We start from the raw sequence: 19,735 nt of genomic DNA, 5'->3' as shown, positions 1-19,735 counted from the left end.
TCTTTATTATATTTAGTATTTATAAAAATCACTACCACCAATAAATTCTCTAAGAATACTATTAGTTGGTACATAGTCTTTATCTATTTCTTTAAAGAATCCTAAGAATGATTTAAGTCTAGTTGCTAATATATACACTGGACTATCTGAATCTATTTTATCTAATTCTTCTAAAGCATATTTTTTTAATACGCATAACTCATATACTAAAGTGGAGTTAAACATAACATCTGCCTCTTCTTGATAGACAAATATATTTTTTTCTTCTCCTCTTCTAATAGATGGCCACATTTTCAAAGTGTCTTCTGCCCCATACCCTCTTGATAGATAATCTCTTACTATCCTTCTAACTCTTCTTATATCTGTTGTTGCTATTCTATTGTGATTATCTAAATTTAATTGAGTTAAAGCAGATATATATATTTTAAATTTTTGTTTATCTGCTATAGAGGATGTTAGCATTGGATTCAAACCATGAATTCCTTCTATTAATATTATTCCGTTATTAGGTAGTTTTAGTTTATTTCCAAGCCACTCTCTTTCGCCTTTTTTAAAATTATAACTTGGAATTTCTACCTCTTCTCCTTTTAATAAACTTCCTAAATGAGAATTGAATAATTCTAAGTCTAAAGAATATATGCTTTCAAAATCATACTCACCATTTTCATCCTTTGGAGTATGCTCTCTATCAACAAAATAATCGTCTAATGATATTGGAACTGGTACATATCCATTTACTCTTAGTTGCACAGATAATCTATTGGCAAAAGTTGTTTTTCCAGATGAACTAGGACCAGCTATTAAAACTATCTTAGTTTCTTTTCTTTCATTAATCATATCAGCTATTTGGGCAATCTTTTTTTCATGTAAAGCCTCTGAAACCATTATCAAATCTCTAAGTTCGTGATTTTCAACTTTATCATTTAAAGATCCTACTTCTCCAACACCTAAAATACTTAACCATCTTTCAGTTTCTAAAAATATTTGAGATAGTTTTCTATTTTCCTTAAATTCTTCTACTACGTTTAAATTTTCTCTTTTAGGATATCTTAAAACGAATCCTGGGCTATAATACATTAAGTCAAAAGCCTTAATTACTCCTGTTGAAGCTGCCATTTGTCCATAAAAATAATCATATCTTCCATCTAATTCATATAGATTTACATACTCAAAGGATACATGATTCAATAAGGATACTTTATCATCCATTCCATATCCCTTAAATATTTCAATAGCTTCTCTTCTCTTCATTTTTATTTTCTTTATAGGAATATCTTTATTTATAAGCTCTGTCATTTTTTCCTTAATCTTAATTATATCTTCCTCTTTCAAAGCTTCTTCCTTATGAAGCTCCCCAAAGACTCCATCTCCAATGCTATGTTCTATTGTAATTACTGAATTATCAAATAGATCTAAAGTGGCTTTAATAAATATAAATTGTAATGTTCTTGCATATATTTTATATCCAATTGAGCTATCAAAAGTAATAAGTTCTAGTTCTCCATCTTCTGTAATATTTTTAAATAGCTCATAATATTCTCTATTTAATTTACATAATGCTATATCATAAGGATTAATTTTCAAATGATTTTCTAATAACTCTTTATAAGTAATGCCTTCTTCAATTAAATGCTCTTTATTTTCATAATTAATCTTAAATTTACTCATGTCTCTCCTCCTTGCCATAAGCCAGTTATATTTGTCAGTATATTCTAACAGCTTATCTAATATTATATACTTATTACTCAAAAATTCTACATAGATAATTGATATAAGTATAAAATTTGCCTTTACACAAATAATACTTATTGCGAGGTGGTTATATGTTTATAGTATTATTAAGAACTATCTTTCTTTATGCCTTAGTTGTTCTAGTAATAAGACTAATGGGTAAAAGACAGATTGGAGAGCTTCAACCTTATGAATTTGTAATCACTATTATGATTTCTGATTTAGCTGCTCTCCCAATGCAAGATACAAGATTACCTTTGATTTTAGGTGTAATTCCTATAGTAACTCTGCTATTTATTAAAACCTTATTATCTTTACTACAGCTTAAAAGCCAAAAAGCTAGACAAATACTTGAAGGAGAACCTTGTATTCTAATTGCTAGAGGAAAAATTAAATATGAAAATTTAAAAAAACAACAAATTAATTTAGATGAACTTATGGAAGAAATACGTCTTGCTGGATATTTCGACTTAAGTGAAATTGAATATGGGATATTAGAAAACAACGGACAAATGTCTTTTCTAACTTCTAATAATAATTCTAACGGATCTTCAAATAACTCCAATTCTTCATCAAATAATAATAGTAATTCTAAACCTAAATTACCTATTATCTATGTTTTAGATGGGGAATTTAATAGAAATTCATTAACTTCTTCTAATAAAGGTGACGAATGGGTTATAAATGAACTAAAAAAACATAAAGTCAATTCAATTAAAGATGTTGTAATTGCTATGACAGATACTAATGGAAAATTTATTTATCAGCTTCATAGAGATAAGGAGGCTACATAATGAAAAATACTATTATATCTATTGGTCTTTTTATAGCCTTAGTTATAGGGCTTTTTTTCTTAAACAACAAGTTTGTTGACCTTTGTAATGAAATTATAGTTAAATGCAATTTAATAGAAGAAGCTTTAAATAATTATGACGAAGATAAAGCCTATGAAGATGCAGTGGCTTTAATTGAGCTAATAATAGAAGAAGCTGATGTACCAGCTATTTATTTAAATCATGTTGATTATGATGTTTTAAAAAATGATGCATTAAAGCTATCTTTATATATAAGAGGAGATGATAGAGCTGAATCTCTTGCAACCCTTCATGCGGTTCGTTCAACTGCAGAACACTTAAGAGATTTGCAAATGCCTAACATAAAAAATCTTCTATAATAAAAAGTGCCTAATCAGTAGGCACTTTTTGGGGTTTATTAACATCTTTTATTCTATTATTTCTTTAACCTTTTCTTCGGATATATTACATATTTTTGCTATATTAGAGATTGACTCTCCTTTACTTAAAAGTTTGAACACCTTCTTCGCAAGTTCAATACCTTCTTCTCTTCCTTCTTCTCTTCCTTCTTCTAACTTTTCTCTATCTCGTTCTAATAGTGTCATAAACTCAACCTCCACCTTAGGATTATTCTTAACTTCAATTACTCTTTTATGAATATTTTTAACCAAAGTTCCTGTAGCTTCTTCTGCTATTTTATCATCTGAGTGCTCTACATATTTTAAAAATTCAATAAGTTCATCACTTAAATCTTTAATAACTCCTGTAGTGTTTAAAATAATTTTATTGGTATCATCTTTTAACTTTATACTACTATCTTCAACACATACAGTTTCAAATGTATACTTATGCCTTCCAGCTTCAAATAAATCAAATGTACATATGAATATAATATAACTCTTACCAAGTTTCCTATAATCATCACCTTTACTTATTAAATCTAAATCAATATTTCCTTGATAATATCTTAATCTTTTAGGAAGACTTCTATGCTTTCCTCGTTGCATCTCTACATTATATACAGTATTATTTTCATCTTTAACATATATGTCTAATCTAATACCTTTACTTTCTAAAAGTAAATCTATTGTTTTTTGATTTTCTGGCATTTCTATCTTTTCAATTTCTATTTCTAGAAGTTTCTCTAAAAACTCTTTACAAATTTCCTTATTACTCATTACTTTCGCAAATAGGAAATCGTCTTCTAGGTTTAACTCTTTTAATGTTTTTGACATTATATTATTCCTCTATATTTATTATTTTATCTTTTGATTAATTTATTACCTATATTATATTAAAATATTCACTCGTTATCAATGTGACTTAGAATTGCTCAACATTTATATATAAAATTTTTATAATCTTTTGTGAAGCCTTGAATATACTTTTATCTTGTCAACTGAACTAAATACTCTATAGTATCTTCTTCAAATTTCTTTTCACCAGTTAAATTGAATCCATGTTTTTTATAAAAAGAAATTGCCCTTTTATTTTTTTCTAATGCCCAGAGAGTATTAGCGTGATACTCATTAATCGCATATTCTATAAGTTCTTTTCCAATACCTTTACTTTGAAAAAAGGTATCTACATATATTTTACAAATTTCTGTCCCATTCATTTGAATGAATCCTTTTATTAAACCATCATCATAAACTAATATATTTTTTAATATTTCATCTTTTCCAAAATAATTATCAACCATAGTAACTACTTGCAATTCTCCAAATGAAAATCCATCATCTTTAAAAATTGGCCAATAATTAATTCGATTATTAAAAACATATATTTCTGCTATTCTTGATAGATCTTTTTTTGTTGCTTTTCTAATATTCATTCTTCCAAGCTCCTATATGATGTAAATTTAAAATTGTGTATCAATTTTCTTATAAAAAGCCTTTTTAAAAATAAATTCTACACTTATAAAAACCATAACTACTATTACAAATTCAACTTCTAGCATAATAACACCATATATTTTGAATAATACTGTATTTAAATTCATATAGACTTACTTTTATTTATCTTCCAAAATACATCTAAACCATTTCTTTTCTTTGCATCTGTTACAATATACTTTGCGATAATATATCTTATTTTTAAAAGAAAAGAAACTTCTTATATTTTTTAAAAATGAAATATTGATATTTTTATTACATTCATCGCAAACCCATTTAGCATTAAATGTTTTCCAACTAAGTAAAAACCATAAAATTATAAAATATAACAATAAACATAAAAATACTAAAAAAGGATTTTTTATTATTTTTGATAAAATAGACATACTAACTAAGGTTATAATATAACTATACAATCTTGTAGAATTACTCATATATACCTCCTTAACTTTATATTTTTTCTATTCTCAATATCTACTACTATTATGAACTTATTATAGCATACTTTGTAAATTCCACACTATTCAATTTTCTTCTAAAAATAACCAAGTGAATTTAATCTAAAATTATCCTTCTTCCAATTAACAGTTACATATTTATAAGTTAATTATTCGCAATATAAGATGTTATTCAACAATTATACGTAAATTTTGCATAAATATAAAAAATATCCTTGCATAATTATACCATCAAGTGTATAATTATAAACAAGTTAGAAATATAATGAAAATTTAGAAATGAATTAAAGAAATTTATAAAAAATCTATTTTAGTAATTTGGAACAAATTACATCCTAAATTATTCATTCTTAATTTTTCAGTCTTAATTACAAAAAGGGGGCTAATTAATATGAAAAAATATAATAAAGTTGTACTTGCTTATTCTGGGGGACTTGATACTTCAATTATTATCTCTTGGATTAAGGAAACTTATGATTGTGAAGTAATTGCAGTAGTTGGTAATGTTGGACAAAAGGATGAACTTGTAGGCTTAGAAGAAAAAGCACTTAAAACTGGGGCATCTAAGTGTTATATTGAAGATTTAAATAAGGAATTTGTAGAAGATTATATTTTCCCAACTATTCAAGCTAATGCAGTTTATGAAGGTAAATATCTTCTTGGAACTTCTTTTGCAAGACCTATAATAGGAAAAAGACTTGTGGAAATAGCACTAGCTGAAGGTGCTGATGCTATATGTCATGGTTGTACTGGTAAAGGAAATGATCAGGTTAGATTTGAACTAGCTGTTAAAGCCTTTGCCCCTAATATGGACATTATAGCACCATGGAGAATTTGGGATATTAAATCTAGAGAAGAAGAAATTAAATATGCTTTAGATAGAGAAATTCCTATTTCAATAAGTTATGAAACTAATTATAGCAAGGATAAAAACCTTTGGCACTTAAGTCATGAAGGTTTAGATTTAGAAGATCCTGCTAATGAACCTAATTACGGAAAAATATTAGAGCTATCTAATACATTGGAAAAAGCACCTGATACAGCAACATATATTACATTGAAGTTTGAACAGGGTATTCCAGTTGCTTTAAATGGTGAAGAATTAGATGGACCTACTTTAATAGAAAAACTTAATAAGATTGGCGGAGAAAATGCCATAGGAATAATGGATATGGTTGAAAATAGATTAGTTGGTATGAAATCTAGAGGTGTTTATGAAACTCCTGGTGGAAGTATTTTATACAAGGCTCATAAAGATTTAGAAGAACTTTGTTTAGATAAAGAAACTTCCCATTATAAAGAAATTATAGCTTTAAAATTTGCTGAATTAGTTTATAATGGCCAATGGTTTACACCTCTTAGAGAAGCATTAACTGAATTTGTTAATAAAACTCAAGAAACAGTAACTGGTGAAGTAAAACTAAAACTATATAAAGGAAATATGGTTAATGCAGGAATGAAATCTCCTTATTCATTATATAGTGAAGATTATGCTACCTTTGGCGAAGATGCTGTTTATAATCAAAAAGATGCTGCAGGATTTATTAATTTATTTGGACTACCTATCACAGTAAAATCAAAGATGAATGAAGCAATAAAGAAAGCTGGCAAATAATCATGAAGCTTTGGGGCGGACGTTTTGAAAAAGGAGTTAATTCTTTAGTTAATGATTTCAATTCATCTATAAAGATAGATTCTAGAATGTATAAGGAAGATATCTTAGGTAGCTTAGCTCATGTAAAAATGCTTGGAGAGCAAAATATAATTCCAAAGGAAGATAGTAATAAAATCGCTGCAGGTTTAGAAACAATATTAAAAAGAATTGAAAATGGAGTAATTAAAATAGATGAGGCTTCTGAAGATATTCATAGCTTTATCGAGGCAACTTTGACCTATTATATTGGTGATGAAGGAAAAAAACTTCATACAGGAAGAAGTAGGAACGACCAAGTAACTTTAGATACTAAGCTTTATTTAAAGAATGCTTTAATAAGCTTATCTAATGATGTAATTAATCTTCAAGAAATCTTATATAAAAAGGCTTGTGAAAATATAAATACTATAATGCCTGGTTATACTCATATGCAAAAGGCTCAACCTATAACCTTCTCTCATCATCTTTTAGCTTATGCTGAAATGTTTAAAAGAGATATTAGTAGAATTTTAGACTGCTATAAAAGGTTAGATGAAATGCCTTTAGGTAGTGGAGCTCTTGCTACATCTACCTATAATTTAGATAGGCATATGATTGCAAAAGATCTTGGCTTTGCACAAATTACAGTAAATAGTTTAGATTCAGTATCCGATAGAGATTATGCTATTGAAGCTCTTTCAGTCTTATCTATGATAATGATGCATTTATCAAGATTTTCTGAAGAAATTATCCTTTGGGCTACAAATGAATTTAGTTTTATAGAATTATCAGATGAATATAGTACAGGCAGTAGCATAATGCCTCAAAAGAAAAATCCAGATGTAGCTGAATTAGTTAGAGGAAAAACTGGAAGAGTTTACGGAGATTTAATTACTCTTCTTACAGTTATGAAAGGCTTGCCTCTAGCTTATAACAAGGATATGCAAGAAGATAAAGAAGCCTTATTTGATGCACTAGATACAGCAAGTCTTTCTCTTAAGACCTTTGCCGGTATGCTAGATACTTTAAAAGTAAATAAAGATACTATGAGAAAAGGAGCATCTTTAGGCTTTACCAATGCTACTGATGTAGCAGATTATTTAGTAAAAAAAGGCTTAGCTTTTAGAACTGCTCATGAAATAGTTGGTGCTATTGTTCTTCATTGTATAAAAGAAAATATATCCATAGATGATCTTACTTTAGAAGAATTTAAGACCTTCTTTCCTATATTTGAAGAAGATATATATGAAGCAATAAATTTAGTAAACTGTGTAGAAGAAAGAAAAGTGTTTGGAGGTCCAAGCTCCTCTTCAGTTAAAGCACAACTTGAATTACTATTGGAGTCAATAAATAAAACTAAGGAGGCAATTAAATGCTTAAAGTAGGAATAATTGGGGCAACTGGCTATGTAGGCGCTGAACTATTTAGACTTTTATTAAATCATCCAAAAGTTAAAATTGAAGCTATTAGTTCTGTTTCTTACGAAGGTGAAAGTATTTCGTCTATATATAAAAACTTTTATGGAATAACTAATTTAATATGTGAAAATCAAGAAGATGTAATAAAAAAGTGTGATGTAATTTTTGCTGCTCTTCCCCATGGATTAAGTGAGGAAATAGCAAATTTAGTTCATAAAGAAAATAAGATTTTAATAGATCTTGGGGCAGATTTTAGACTTGAAAAAGAAGAAGACTATAAAAAGTGGTACAACAAAGATTATAAATACAAAAATCTTCATAAAGAAAGTATTTATGCATTACCTGAATTTAATAGAGAGAAAATTAAGGAATATAAAATAATAGCAAATCCAGGCTGCTATCCTACATCTATAGAGCTTGCTTTAATGCCCTTATTAAAGAATTCCTTAATTAATCTTAATAATATAATTTGTGATTCAAAATCAGGAGCAACAGGAGCTGGCAGAGGACTTACTTTAAAGTCCCACTACCCTGAACTTAATGAAAACTTCTCACCCTATGGTATAGGTGGTCATAGGCATACACCAGAAATTGAGCAATGTTTATCTGAAATTGCAGAAGAAAAAGTTCAAGTAACCTTTACTCCTCACCTACTTCCTATAAATAGAGGAATAATTTCAACAATCTACTGTATTCCCAAAAAAGAAACTAAAGAAAAAATAAACTTAGAAGAAATTCATAATCTATATACAAACTTTTATAAAGATGAATTTTTTATAAATATATTGCCATTAGGAGATATAGCTTCTATTAAAGATGTTAAATATACAAATAACTGTAATATATCTCTTCATCTAAACCATAGAGGAGATGGAATTATTATAGTAAGCGCTATAGACAATATGGTTAAAGGTGCTGCAGGACAAGCAATTCAAAATATGAATATAGTTTGTGGCTTTGAAGAAAAAAATGGATTATTCTTAGTGTCACCAGGACACTAAGAAATGAAAAATGAAGAATTGAAAATTTAGGAATTAATTTCTCATTCTTCTAAATTAAGAATGCTAATTTGTAATAATTTATTTTAATGCAAATTATTAGCACAATTTTTCATTTTACATTCTACATTTTACATTATAAAAAGGGGGACTTATTTTGCATTTATTATCTAATGAAGGAATAACTGCACCTCAAGGATTTCTTGCATCTGGAATTCATTGTGGTCTTAAAAAAAATAATTTAAAGCTAGACTTAGCTCTTGTATATTCAACAGTTCCAGCGAATTCTGCTGGTGTTTATACAAAAAATAAGGTTAAAGGAGCTCCTATTTATATAACAAAGGAGCATTTATCAAAGAAAAAGGCTCAAGCTATTATTATAAATAGTGGAAATGCTAATACTTGTACTGGTGATGATGGCTTAATAAAGGCCAAAAGAATGACAGAGCTTCAGGGGAAAGCTCTTAAACTTAAAGCTAGTGATGTTCTAGTAGCCTCTACAGGTGTTATTGGTGTTCCGTTAAATATAGATGCTATTAAAGATGGAATTCCATTACTTACTGAAAGATTATCAAAGGAAGGCTTTGAAGATGCAGCTAGTGCAATAATGACTACTGATACTTTTAAAAAGCAATTAGCCTTTGAATTTACTATTAATAATAAAAAAATTACTATTGGGGCAATGGCAAAAGGTTCTGGAATGATTGAACCTAATATGGGAACTATGCTTTCTTTTATAACAACAGACTTAAATATTTCTGGAGAAATGCTAAATGAAGCGTTAAAAGAAAGCGTTAAAATAAGTTATAACAGAGTAAGTGTAGATGGTGACACTAGCACTAACGATATGGTTTTAGTGCTAGCAAATGGTCTTGCTAAAAATGAAGAAATAACTAAAAAAGATGAAAGTTATTATATCTTCCTTGAAGTTTTAAATAAACTTAATATTACCTTAGCTAAAATGATTGCAAAAGATGGAGAAGGTGCTACTAAACTAATAGAATGTATTGTTAGCAATTGTAAGTGTGAAAAAGATGCTGAATTTCTATCAAAAAGTGTAATTAACTCTCCTTTAGTTAAAACTGCAATCTTTGGTAGTGATGCTAACTGGGGAAGAATTTTATGTGCTCTTGGCTATGCAGGAGTAAATATTAATCCTAATAAAGTAGATTTGTCTTTTAAAAGTTCAGTTGGAGAAATAGAAATTTGTAAAGATGGAATGCCTCTTCCCTTCGATGAAGTTATGGCAAAGGAAATATTATTACAAGATGAAATTACTATTTTAATTAATATGAATAGTGGTGAACATTTATCTACAGCTTGGGGATGCGACTTAAGTTACGAATATGTAAAAATCAATGGAGATTATAGAAGCTAAAGGATGGTATAAAAATGAATTATATAGAACATGCTAAAGTATTAACTCAAGCACTTCCCTATATACAATCACTTGCTGGGAAAATAGTAGTAATTAAATATGGTGGAAATGCAATGACTAGTGAAGAACTTAGACAAAACGTTGCAACAGATATTGTTCTATTACAATGTGTTGGTATAAAGCCAGTAATAGTTCATGGTGGTGGCCCAGATATATCTGAGTTTTTAAATAAAATAGGACAAGAAAGTAAGTTTATAAATGGACTTAGATATACTGATAAAGAAACTATGGAAATAGTTCAAATGGTACTTGGGGGAAAAGTAAATAAAAATATAGTATCTCTAATAGAAAGTGTTGGTGGCAAAGCCCTTGGACTTTGTGGATTAGATGGATCTTTTATAAAAGCTAAAAAATTAGAAAGCTCTGATGATCTAGGATATGTTGGAGAAATAACCTCTATAGATACTAAAATAATTGAAACTGCACTATCTTCTGGATATATCCCTGTAATAGGCTCAGTTGCTATAAGTGAGGATTGTTCTATTTCCTACAACATAAATGCAGATATATGTGCTTCAAAGTTATCTTCTGCACTAAATGCTGAAAAATTAATACTTTTAACTAATGTTCCAGGACTTATGAAAGATTCAAAAGATCCTTCTACTCTAATTTCAACTTTACGTCCTCATGAAGTAAAAAAACTTTATGCAGATAATATAATAAAAGACGGAATGATTCCCAAAATCAATTGCTGTGTTGAAGCAATAAGAATGGGAGTTAAAACAACCCATATTATAGATGGGACACTACCCCACTCAATTTTATTAGAGTTATTATCAAATGAAGGTATTGGAACAATGATTTATTGATTGTACTATCGCACAATGTAAAATGAATAATGAAAAGTGAAAAATTAATAAAAAAACTCCTAAAGGAGTTTCTAAATTCATATATTTTTAGTAATTTGGAACAAATTCCATCCATAATTCTACATTCTTCATTTTTCATTATTAATTAAAAAAGGGGGCTTTTTAAAATGAAAAATAATTTACCTTTAATGTCAACTTATTCTTATCTTTCTGTTAACTTAGTTAAAGGGGAAGGTTCATATCTTTTTGATGATAAGGGAAATAAATATATAGATTTTACTAGTGGAATTGGAGTAAATAGTCTTGGTTATGGGGATTCGGATTGGCTTAAGGCTATAACTGCTACTGCTAGTTCTTTACAACATATATCAAATATATTTTTAAATGAAAATACTTTAAAACTAGCTGAAAAGCTAACTAACATATCAGAAATGAGTAAAGTATTTCTTTGTAACTCTGGTGCTGAAGCTAATGAAGGTGCTATAAAGCTTGCTAGAAAATATAGCTTTGAAAAATATGGTCCAAATAGAAATAAGATTCTAACTTTAAAGCAATCTTTCCATGGTAGAACACTTGCTACTTTAACTGCCACTGGACAAGATAAATTTCATAATTACTACTTCCCTTTTCCTGAAGGATTTGATTATTTTGAAGCTAATAATATAGATGATTTTAGCAACAAATTATCTAATGAGGTTTGTGCTGTCATGATGGAATCTATCCAAGGGGAAGGTGGAGTTAATCCTTTAAAAAATGATTTTGTTAGTAGTATTTATGAGGTTTGCAGAGAAAAAGATATTATACTAATTTTTGATGAAGTTCAATGTGGAATAGGCAGAACAGGAAAAGTATTTGGATATGAGAATTATAACATTAAGCCTGATATAGTTACAGTTGCTAAGGGGCTAGGAGCTGGTTTACCAATTGGTGCCTTTCTATGCAATGAAAAATTGTCTAAAACTTTTAATCCTGGAGATCATGGCACAACCTTTGGAGGAAATCCTGTTGTATGCTCTGGTGCATTAGTAGTTTTAGATAAAATATGTAATAAGGATAAATTGAAGGAAATAGAAGAAAACGGGTTATACTTAATGTCCTTATTAAAAGATATAAACTCACCACTAATTAAAGATATTCGTGGCAAAGGCTTAATGATAGGAATTGAAATTGATGGTACTATTACTCCATCAGATATTCAAAATAAAGCCTTAGAAAAAGGCTTATTAGTATTAACAGCTGGTAAGAACGTTGTTAGACTACTTCCACCACTAATAATAAGCAAAGAAGAAATAGAAAAAGGCGTTGAAATATTAAAAGAAACCATGTCAATGCATAATGCATAATTTAAAATGAAGAATTTAAAATGTAAAATTGATGAAAAAACTCCTAATGGAGTTTTCTAAAATAAATTTTTAGTAATTTCGAACAAATTACTTCCATAATTATGCATTATTAATTTCTAATTATCAATTAAACTTGGGGGTATTTATGAAAAAAGATTTATTGAAAATGGAAGATTTATCGAAAGATGAAATTTTAGATATATTAAATATAGCTGACCAATTAAAATATGAGCTTAAGCATGGAATAAAGCATCATCATCTTGATGGAAAAACACTTGGAATGATATTTGAAAAATCATCTACTAGAACTAGGGTTTCATTTGAAACTGGAATGTATCAACTTGGTGGTTATCCACTATTCTTAAGCTCAAATGACTTGCAAATAGGACGCGGTGAACCTATACAAGATACTGCTAGAGTTTTATCTAGGTATTTAAATGGCATAATGATTAGAACTTTTTCTCAAAAGGAAATAGAATCTCTTGCAGAATGTTCTGATATTCCAATAATAAATGGTCTTACTGACGATGAACATCCATGTCAAGTTTTAGCTGATTTAATGACTATAAGAGAAAGTAAAAATATTTTAGATAACTTAAAGGTTGCCTATATTGGTGATGGAAACAATATGGCACAATCCCTTCTTATTGGTTGTCTAACTTCTGGAATGAATATTTCACTAGCAATTCCTAATAACTATATGATTAAAGAGGATTATATTAATAAGGGTATGAAAATAGCAGAAAATAATAATCTTTACTTTAATATAGTTAATGATCCTAAAGAAGCTGCAAAAGATGCTGATGTAATCATTACTGATGTTTGGGCTAGCATGGGAAAAGAAAAGGAAGTTAATGAAAGAATTAAAGCCTTCAAGGGCTATCAAGTTAATTCTGAACTTATGAAATTAGCAAAAAAAGATGCCATTGTACTCCACTGCTTACCTGCACATAGAGAAGAAGAAATTACTGAAGAAATCTTAGAAAAACATTCAGATACAATTTTTGAAGAAGCAGAAAATAGACTTCATGTTCAAAAAGCTATTTTGGTAAAATTAATGAAATAGACTTAATAGTTTAAGAATAATTTTAGTTTAACTACTTATCCTTAAACTTTTTTCCCTCAATTTTTAATTGGATATATATAAGTTTGTGTTAGTTTAATTGAAATTAACTAAAATAAGCAAACTTATATATATCCACTTTTTATTAACAATAATTCTACTAAAATCAAATCAAATTATATCATAACTACATATTCCTATAAATAAATATCCATTTAACTTGCCATATATAAATATTTGCTGTAGTATAATGAATATAATTTAATTAGCATCTTATAAATTTATTGGAGGTGGGACTTTTTGAATAAAAGAAGGCTACTATCTGCTATAGCTACTTTACTTATAGTTATGAATATCTCAACTATAACTTTTGCAGATCAAGATTCTTCAGAAACACAAGAAATCCAGGAAAATAAAGTGAAATATGAGCAATTAGATAATGAAACATTAGAGCTTAATTCTGAGATTGCAGAGCTTAATAATGAAATAGAAAGTATTAATTTAAAATTAGATAAAAATAATTCTGAAATTGAAAATACTGAAATCGAAATTGAAAATATTAATAAAAAAATAGAAGATGCTAAAATTCAAATCGAAGAAAGAGAAGCTACTATGGATAAACGATTACGCTCCATGTACAAAACTAATGTAGCTTCTAGTATGATTTTATACTTAATTACTTCTGATAATCTATTTGATTTATTCTATAGAGTACAAGCTATGAGTAAGATTATTTCTATAGATAAAGAAATAGTTTCTGAAATTAATACTACTAAAAGTGAACTTGAAAATGATGCAAAAACTGTTGAAGAAAAACAAGATAATTTAAATAATCTTAAATTATCTATTGAAAATGACTTAAATGAAGTTAATAAGAAAAAAGAAGAACAAGAAGCTGTACTAGCTGATTTAAATTCTAAAAAAGATGAAATTATGTCTATAATAGAAGCTAATGAAGTAAGTTTATTATCTCATTCTCTATCTATTATTGATTCAGGTTCTTCATCTATTTCAGATCTTAAAGATGCCTTAAGTACTTTAAATTACATGTTACCTCAACTTAATAGTGATTATGCAATTTCTTTAGCTGAACAAGGAGTTACTTCTGCGAACACTCAAATTGAAGCTTTAGAAGCAGCAGCTGTTGCAGCTGCTGAAACCATTAATAAAAATGAAACTACAGATAATTCTGGAAGTACAAATGGTAATTACTTAGCTACATTTTCTATGTCTGCTACAGCCTATACTGGTGGTGAATATACAGCTATGGGCCTTAAGCCTACTCGTGATCCTAATGGTTTAAGCACAGTATCAGTTGATAGCAGTGTAATTCCTTTAGGTTCAAAGGTATATGTAGAAGGTTATGGATATGCTATTGCCTCAGATACCGGCGGTGCTATTCAAGGTAATAAAATCGATCTTTACATGAATTCATTAGAAGATTGCACTAACTTTGGAAGAAGAACTGTTACAGTTTACATAGTAGCTTATCCTAACCAATGGTAATAGCTACTTCTTCAAAATTTTTATTGTGAAAATCTTTAAAACTATATTTTATATAATTCTTAAAATAATGAAAATGGAGCTGTTGAATAAATCAGCCCCATTTTCATTATTTATTTTTTATATTTAAAATCAATGCAGCATTTAGTAAATTATTCCAAACTCTTTAGCTTGTCTTAATAATTCTTCTCTAAACTTTGGATGAGCTATACTTATTAATCTTTCAACTCTTTCTGCAATACTTGTACCTCTAAGTTCTGCAACTCCATATTCTGTAACAACCATATCTACATCATTTCTTGATAAACTTACAGCTGCACCTTGCTTTAAAAATGGTACTATCTTTGAAATTTCTTCTTTTTCTCCTGTCTCTTTATTTTTAACCATAGTAGTAGAATAAAGAGCTATAAATGAACGTCCATTTTTAGACATTTGAGATCCAACAGCAGTATCAGATTGTCCACCTGTTGCACTAAATTGAATTGGTCCTATTGATTCCGAAGCACATTGACCAGTTAAATCAACTTCTAAAGAAGTATTTATTGAAACTTGATTATCATTTTGTGCTATTACATATGGATCGTTTGTCCAATATCCGTCCATCATCATAACTGATGGATTATCGTCTAGGAAATCGTAAAGTTCTCTTGTACCAAGTGCAAAACCTGCTACATGTTTTCCATAATTAAAATTCTTTTTCTTACCAGTTATAACTCCAGCCTTTATTAGTTTCATTATACCAGTAGTAAACATCTCTGTGTGAAGCCCTAAATCTTTTTTACCCATTAACGATGCTGCAACAGCATTAGGAATTCCACCTATTCCAAGTTGAATACAATCACCATCATTAATTCTATCTGCTATATATTTTCCTATTAATAAGTCTTTTTCATTTGGTTCACTATCTGGTAGTGTTGGAACTGGATAGTCAGTTTCTACTACGTAATCTACATCACTTATGTGTATTTCTACATCTCCTAATGTTCTTGGATAATTTTTATTTATTTCTAATATTACTAAATCAGCTTCTTTTAATATTCTTTTCTCATAAATATTACTTAATGATAAAGATAAATACCCATGCTTATCTGGTGGTGTTGCTGTTCCCATATAGATGTTAGTCTTTTTATGAAACTGCCTCTTAAAAGCTGTTAAATGAAGATGATTCGGTATAAGTGATACATTTCCATTTTTTTGAGCCTTTCTCATGGGTCCTGTATAAAACCATCCATCCATCTTAAATGAATCCTTATATGCTGGATTCATAAAATATTCAGCAGGCTCTTGAGGTAAGCAAGTAGTAACTGTAACATCTTTAACTCTATCAGCTATCTTATGTAGATTTTTTAAAATCTCTCTTGCTTCAGCAGCTCCTAACCCTGTAACTATCACATCACCACTTTTAATTAAGCCTAAAGCTTCATCTACTGTGATATATTTTCCCTTATACATATTATTTTCTCTCATATTAATCCTCCCTAACCATTAAATCCTTACTAAAATTTAGTGGATTATTATTTTTTAACACATAATTTTTAACTTTTCTAATCTCTTGTAAATTTCTCAATTATCAATATGCATTATATATACTTAAATAGTAAATCTTTCTAATTTATCTGTCAATATTAACTATTAACTTTTATAAACTTTTGAATAATAATAACTATTGTTTATTTCTTTTAAATAATATGATTAAATCTATTGTAATATTTATCTTTTTTTATAAAAAAAGATAAGATATAAATAAGTTCAAAACTTATTTACATCTTATCTTTTATTAATTAAAGATATCTTAAAGAGAAGAAAATAAGGTTTCTAATAAATTATTCCTATTTTTTTTGCTTCTCTTAATAATTCTTCTCTAAATTTTGGATGAGCTATTTTTATTAATCTTTCTACTCTTTCAGTAATACTAGTTCCTTTTAATTCTGCAATTCCATATTCTGTTACAACCATATCTACATCATTTCTTGATAAGCTTACACCAGCTCCTGGCTTTAAGAATGGAACTATCTTTGAAATTTCTTCTTTTTCTCCTGTTACTTTATTTCTAACCATAGTAGTGGAATATAAAGTAATGAAAGAACGTCCATTTTTAGACATTTGAGCACCAACTGCAGTATCAGTTTGTCCTCCTGTAGCACTGAATATTGATGATCCTAAGGATTCAGAAGCACATTGTCCTGTTAAATCAACCTCTAAAGTAGTATTTATAGAAACTTGATTATCATTTTGTGCTATTACAGCTGGACTATTTGTCCAATATCCATCAAACATAACAAATGATGGATTATCATCTATAAAGTCATATAACTCTTTTGTTCCAAGAGCAAAACATGCAACGTGTTTTCCATTATTAAAATTCTTTTTCTTTCCAGTTGCTACTCCTGCTTTAATTAAGTTCATCATTCCAGTACTAAACATTTCTGTATGAACTCCTAAGTCTTTTTTATCCATTAAAGAAGCTGCAACTGCATTAGGTATTCCACCTATTCCAAGTTGAATACAGTCTCCATCATTAATTCTATCTGCTATATACTTTCCTATTGTAAAATCTTTTTCATTTGGCTCTAAGTCTGGATATACAGGAACTTCATAGTCAGTTTCAACCATATAATCTACATCACTCACATGAATTTCCATATCCCCAAATGTTCTTGGAAAATTTTTATTTACTTCTAAGATTACCAAATCAGCTTCTTTCAATACTCTTTTTTCATACATATTACTTAAGGATAAAGAGATATATCCATGCTTATCTGGAAGAGTAGCTGTTCCCATATAAATATTTGTTCTTTTATGGAAACCTCTCTTATAAGCTGATTCATGAAGATGATTTGGTATAAGAGTTATATTCTTATTTCCATTTTTTATTGCTTTCCTCATAGGACCTGAATAAAACCAACTATCCATCTTAAATGAATTTTGGTATTCAGGGTTCATAAAGTATTCTGCTGGTTCAAGAGGCAAGCATGTAGTTACAGTAACATCCGTTACTCTATCTGAAATTTTGTGTAAATTATTTAAAATTTCTCTTGGTTCAGCCCCTCCTAAACCTGTTACTATTACATCTCCACTTTTAATTAAACTCAATGCTTCATCTACAGTAATATACTTATCATTTGTTGATATTACTTTTGCCATATTGATCCTCCTAACATACAATCTAATACAAATATTGTAAATAGATTTTATTATTTTAATATCAAGTATGGTCAACCTCAATGTCTATACTTTAAGCTTGATATTTATGTATGTGGAAATGCTTATTTTTTCTATATATTTAATTGTAAACATTATCAAAACTATAGTCAATACCTTCAATTATATATGCTAATTTTGAAATTAAACCTCTTATTATTAGATAAAAATGAATTATTTTCTACTAAAACTGTGTAATTAGATAAAAGCACATATTTATATCATAATTTAAATTAATAGGAATTTATCCCTACTAATTTTATTTTTCTATATAATTTATAACATGTTTTATTATCATATTTATGCTACCATCACCATTTCTATGAATTTCAAATTTACTATTATCATGGTAAGCCTCTTCATTAATATATAAATCTATATCTTTATCTATCTTTAATCTTACTCTTTTTAACTTTTTTTCTACCCACTGCTTATCTATTGCTACTTCATCTTCAAGACCATGACCTTTAACAAAATTTGAAAAATCATTTTTTATTTGTGGTTCTTCTTTAAATAATTCATTAGAAAGTTCATCTATATTTATTTTTTCTGCCTCTTTAAGCTTTGCTTTAACTGCAGTTCTTATTCTTTCAGCTTTATCTGCATCTTCTATAATGTTGCTTCTGGTCCAATTTTCAGTAGCCTTCAAGAAAGTTTTAGTCATATCCCTTTCATTACTAATTATTGAGCATCCTAGAAAGTTACTTATAAAATAATTTGCACCGTATTCTTCCTCGTCTTTGCTCTTTCTTTGCTTATCTATAACCATAAGGTTATAACTTTGATTTTCTCTTATTGGCTTTATAAAAGCTGCCTTTTGAATTCTTTGACTACTTGCTGGAAGTCCAGCTGACTGTGGAACTATATCTATTCCTATCTTGTTTTCTATAAATTCTACTTGATGTGTAAAGTTTTTAACATAATCCATTTTTAATATTCCTATCATAGGACCTTGATCTGTTATTAAAGAAACTATAATTAAATCACAAGATGGTATATTTACATTTCCCTTCATTATAATAAATAATTGTCTTGCAAGCTCTTGTGATAATCCTATCAAATTATTATCTATTCCATTTAAATAATCCTGTACAAGTTCCTTTACTATATTTCTTTCTGGATTAAATATGGCATATTTTAATTCTTCATCCTTAAAACATTTTTCAATATGTCTATGAAGAAACTTATATGTATCTTCAGTTAACTCAAGACTATACTCATTTAAAATAGGCTCATCAGCATTAGAATCTGCAATATGAATTACTGCTTCTTGTATATCTATCTCACTTATGTATTCCATATCTTTTGGGCTATTATAATGACCTCTAATATATAAAATTATTTATGCAATTTAATTTTTGAATGCTCCAAATGGAGTTTCTTATTTAATTTACACTTTATATTATAAATTTTATATTTTTAGTCAGCCCAAACTCACCACCTTTCACTTA

At 28.3% G+C, this 19,735-nt stretch carries 18 protein-coding genes; 10 read left to right on the top strand and 8 right to left on the bottom strand.

From position 1 onward, the window contains the following. Nucleotides 1-12: 12 nt before the first annotated feature. The gene (locus tag ACQPVP_RS05325) at nt 13-1,668 is read right to left on the bottom strand and encodes a nucleoside kinase (RefSeq protein ID WP_430840456.1); all 1,656 of its coding nucleotides are present in this window, start codon (nt 1,666-1,668) and stop codon (nt 13-15) included. Nucleotides 1,669-1,823: 155 nt separating this feature from the next. On the opposite strand from ACQPVP_RS05325, the gene ACQPVP_RS05320 reads away from it, so the two are divergent. Then, nucleotides 1,824-2,525: a YetF domain-containing protein gene (locus tag ACQPVP_RS05320; RefSeq protein ID WP_430840455.1), complete on the top strand. Its 702-nt coding sequence runs from the start codon at nt 1,824-1,826 to the stop codon at nt 2,523-2,525. After that, nucleotides 2,525-2,905, top strand: a complete 381-nt coding sequence (locus ACQPVP_RS05315; protein ID WP_430847978.1) for a DUF4363 family protein — start codon at nt 2,525-2,527, stop codon at nt 2,903-2,905. Before ACQPVP_RS05320 ends, ACQPVP_RS05315 begins: the two co-directional genes overlap by 1 nt. Nucleotides 2,906-2,953: 48 nt before the next feature. Here ACQPVP_RS05315 and ACQPVP_RS05310 read toward each other — a convergent pair whose 3' ends face one another. From ACQPVP_RS05310 to ACQPVP_RS05295, 4 genes are all read right to left on the bottom strand, one after another. Then, nucleotides 2,954-3,760 carry an Rpn family recombination-promoting nuclease/putative transposase gene (locus tag ACQPVP_RS05310; protein ID WP_430847976.1) on the bottom strand — a complete coding sequence of 269 codons (807 nt, stop codon included), beginning with the start codon at nt 3,758-3,760 and terminating at the stop codon, nt 2,954-2,956. A gap of 152 nt (nt 3,761-3,912) precedes the next feature. Further along, nucleotides 3,913-4,359: a GNAT family N-acetyltransferase gene (locus tag ACQPVP_RS05305; protein WP_430847974.1), complete on the bottom strand. Its 447-nt coding sequence runs from the start codon at nt 4,357-4,359 to the stop codon at nt 3,913-3,915. Nucleotides 4,360-4,386: 27 nt separating this feature from the next. Then, nucleotides 4,387-4,527: a hypothetical protein gene (locus tag ACQPVP_RS05300; protein WP_430847972.1), complete on the bottom strand. Its 141-nt coding sequence runs from the start codon at nt 4,525-4,527 to the stop codon at nt 4,387-4,389. Between the two features lie 12 nt (nt 4,528-4,539). Further along, nucleotides 4,540-4,854 (bottom strand): hypothetical protein, encoded by a 315-nt coding sequence (locus tag ACQPVP_RS05295; protein ID WP_430847970.1) that lies wholly within the window; start codon nt 4,852-4,854, stop codon nt 4,540-4,542. 415 nt (nt 4,855-5,269) lie between these two features. Here ACQPVP_RS05295 and ACQPVP_RS05290 point away from each other — a divergent pair, with 415 nt between their 5' ends. From ACQPVP_RS05290 to ACQPVP_RS05255, 8 genes are all read left to right on the top strand, one after another. Further along, entirely contained in the window at nt 5,270-6,493 is a 1,224-nt protein-coding gene (locus ACQPVP_RS05290) for an argininosuccinate synthase (protein WP_430847968.1), read from the top strand. Between the two features lie 2 nt (nt 6,494-6,495). Next, nucleotides 6,496-7,896 carry an argininosuccinate lyase gene (gene argH, locus ACQPVP_RS05285; protein ID WP_430847966.1) on the top strand — a complete coding sequence of 467 codons (1,401 nt, stop codon included), beginning with the start codon at nt 6,496-6,498 and terminating at the stop codon, nt 7,894-7,896. Next, nucleotides 7,884-8,930, top strand: coding sequence for an N-acetyl-gamma-glutamyl-phosphate reductase (argC, locus tag ACQPVP_RS05280; RefSeq protein WP_430847964.1), 1,047 nt, complete (start codon nt 7,884-7,886; stop codon nt 8,928-8,930). Before argH ends, argC begins: the two co-directional genes overlap by 13 nt. A gap of 154 nt (nt 8,931-9,084) precedes the next feature. Beyond that, the gene (argJ, locus tag ACQPVP_RS05275; protein ID WP_430847962.1) at nt 9,085-10,305 is read left to right on the top strand and encodes a bifunctional glutamate N-acetyltransferase/amino-acid acetyltransferase ArgJ; all 1,221 of its coding nucleotides are present in this window, start codon (nt 9,085-9,087) and stop codon (nt 10,303-10,305) included. 14 nt (nt 10,306-10,319) lie between these two features. After that, on the top strand, nt 10,320-11,174 hold the full coding sequence (argB, locus tag ACQPVP_RS05270) for an acetylglutamate kinase (RefSeq protein ID WP_430847961.1): 855 nt from the start codon (nt 10,320-10,322) through the stop codon (nt 11,172-11,174). Between the two features lie 167 nt (nt 11,175-11,341). Continuing rightward, nucleotides 11,342-12,517 (top strand): aspartate aminotransferase family protein, encoded by a 1,176-nt coding sequence (locus tag ACQPVP_RS05265; RefSeq protein ID WP_430847959.1) that lies wholly within the window; start codon nt 11,342-11,344, stop codon nt 12,515-12,517. A gap of 145 nt (nt 12,518-12,662) precedes the next feature. Continuing rightward, nucleotides 12,663-13,583, top strand: a complete 921-nt coding sequence (gene argF / locus ACQPVP_RS05260; protein WP_430847957.1) for an ornithine carbamoyltransferase — start codon at nt 12,663-12,665, stop codon at nt 13,581-13,583. A 297-nt stretch (nt 13,584-13,880) separates the two neighbouring features. Then, nucleotides 13,881-15,086: a 3D domain-containing protein gene (locus ACQPVP_RS05255; RefSeq protein ID WP_430847955.1), complete on the top strand. Its 1,206-nt coding sequence runs from the start codon at nt 13,881-13,883 to the stop codon at nt 15,084-15,086. 141 nt (nt 15,087-15,227) lie between these two features. Here ACQPVP_RS05255 and ACQPVP_RS05250 read toward each other — a convergent pair whose 3' ends face one another. The 3 genes from ACQPVP_RS05250 to ACQPVP_RS05240 all read right to left on the bottom strand — a co-directional run bounded on the left by ACQPVP_RS05250 (nt 15,228) and on the right by ACQPVP_RS05240 (nt 19,584). Further along, nucleotides 15,228-16,550 (bottom strand): acetyl-CoA hydrolase/transferase family protein, encoded by a 1,323-nt coding sequence (locus ACQPVP_RS05250; RefSeq protein ID WP_430847953.1) that lies wholly within the window; start codon nt 16,548-16,550, stop codon nt 15,228-15,230. Between the two features lie 348 nt (nt 16,551-16,898). After that, entirely contained in the window at nt 16,899-18,227 is a 1,329-nt protein-coding gene (locus ACQPVP_RS05245) for an acetyl-CoA hydrolase/transferase family protein (RefSeq protein WP_430847951.1), read from the bottom strand. Nucleotides 18,228-18,543: 316 nt separating this feature from the next. Beyond that, complete coding sequence (locus tag ACQPVP_RS05240; protein ID WP_430847949.1) at nt 18,544-19,584, bottom strand: nucleoid-associated protein; 1,041 nt, start codon at nt 19,582-19,584, stop codon at nt 18,544-18,546. Nucleotides 19,585-19,735: the final 151 nt, after the last annotated feature.

This window comes from Clostridium nigeriense (genome assembly GCF_050585265.1).
In the GTDB taxonomy this organism is placed as follows: Bacteria; Bacillota; Clostridia; order Clostridiales; family Clostridiaceae; genus Clostridium; species Clostridium nigeriense_B.
The sequence above is the reverse complement of the archived record's forward strand: the minus strand, read 5'-3'. Positions and strand labels throughout refer to the sequence as shown.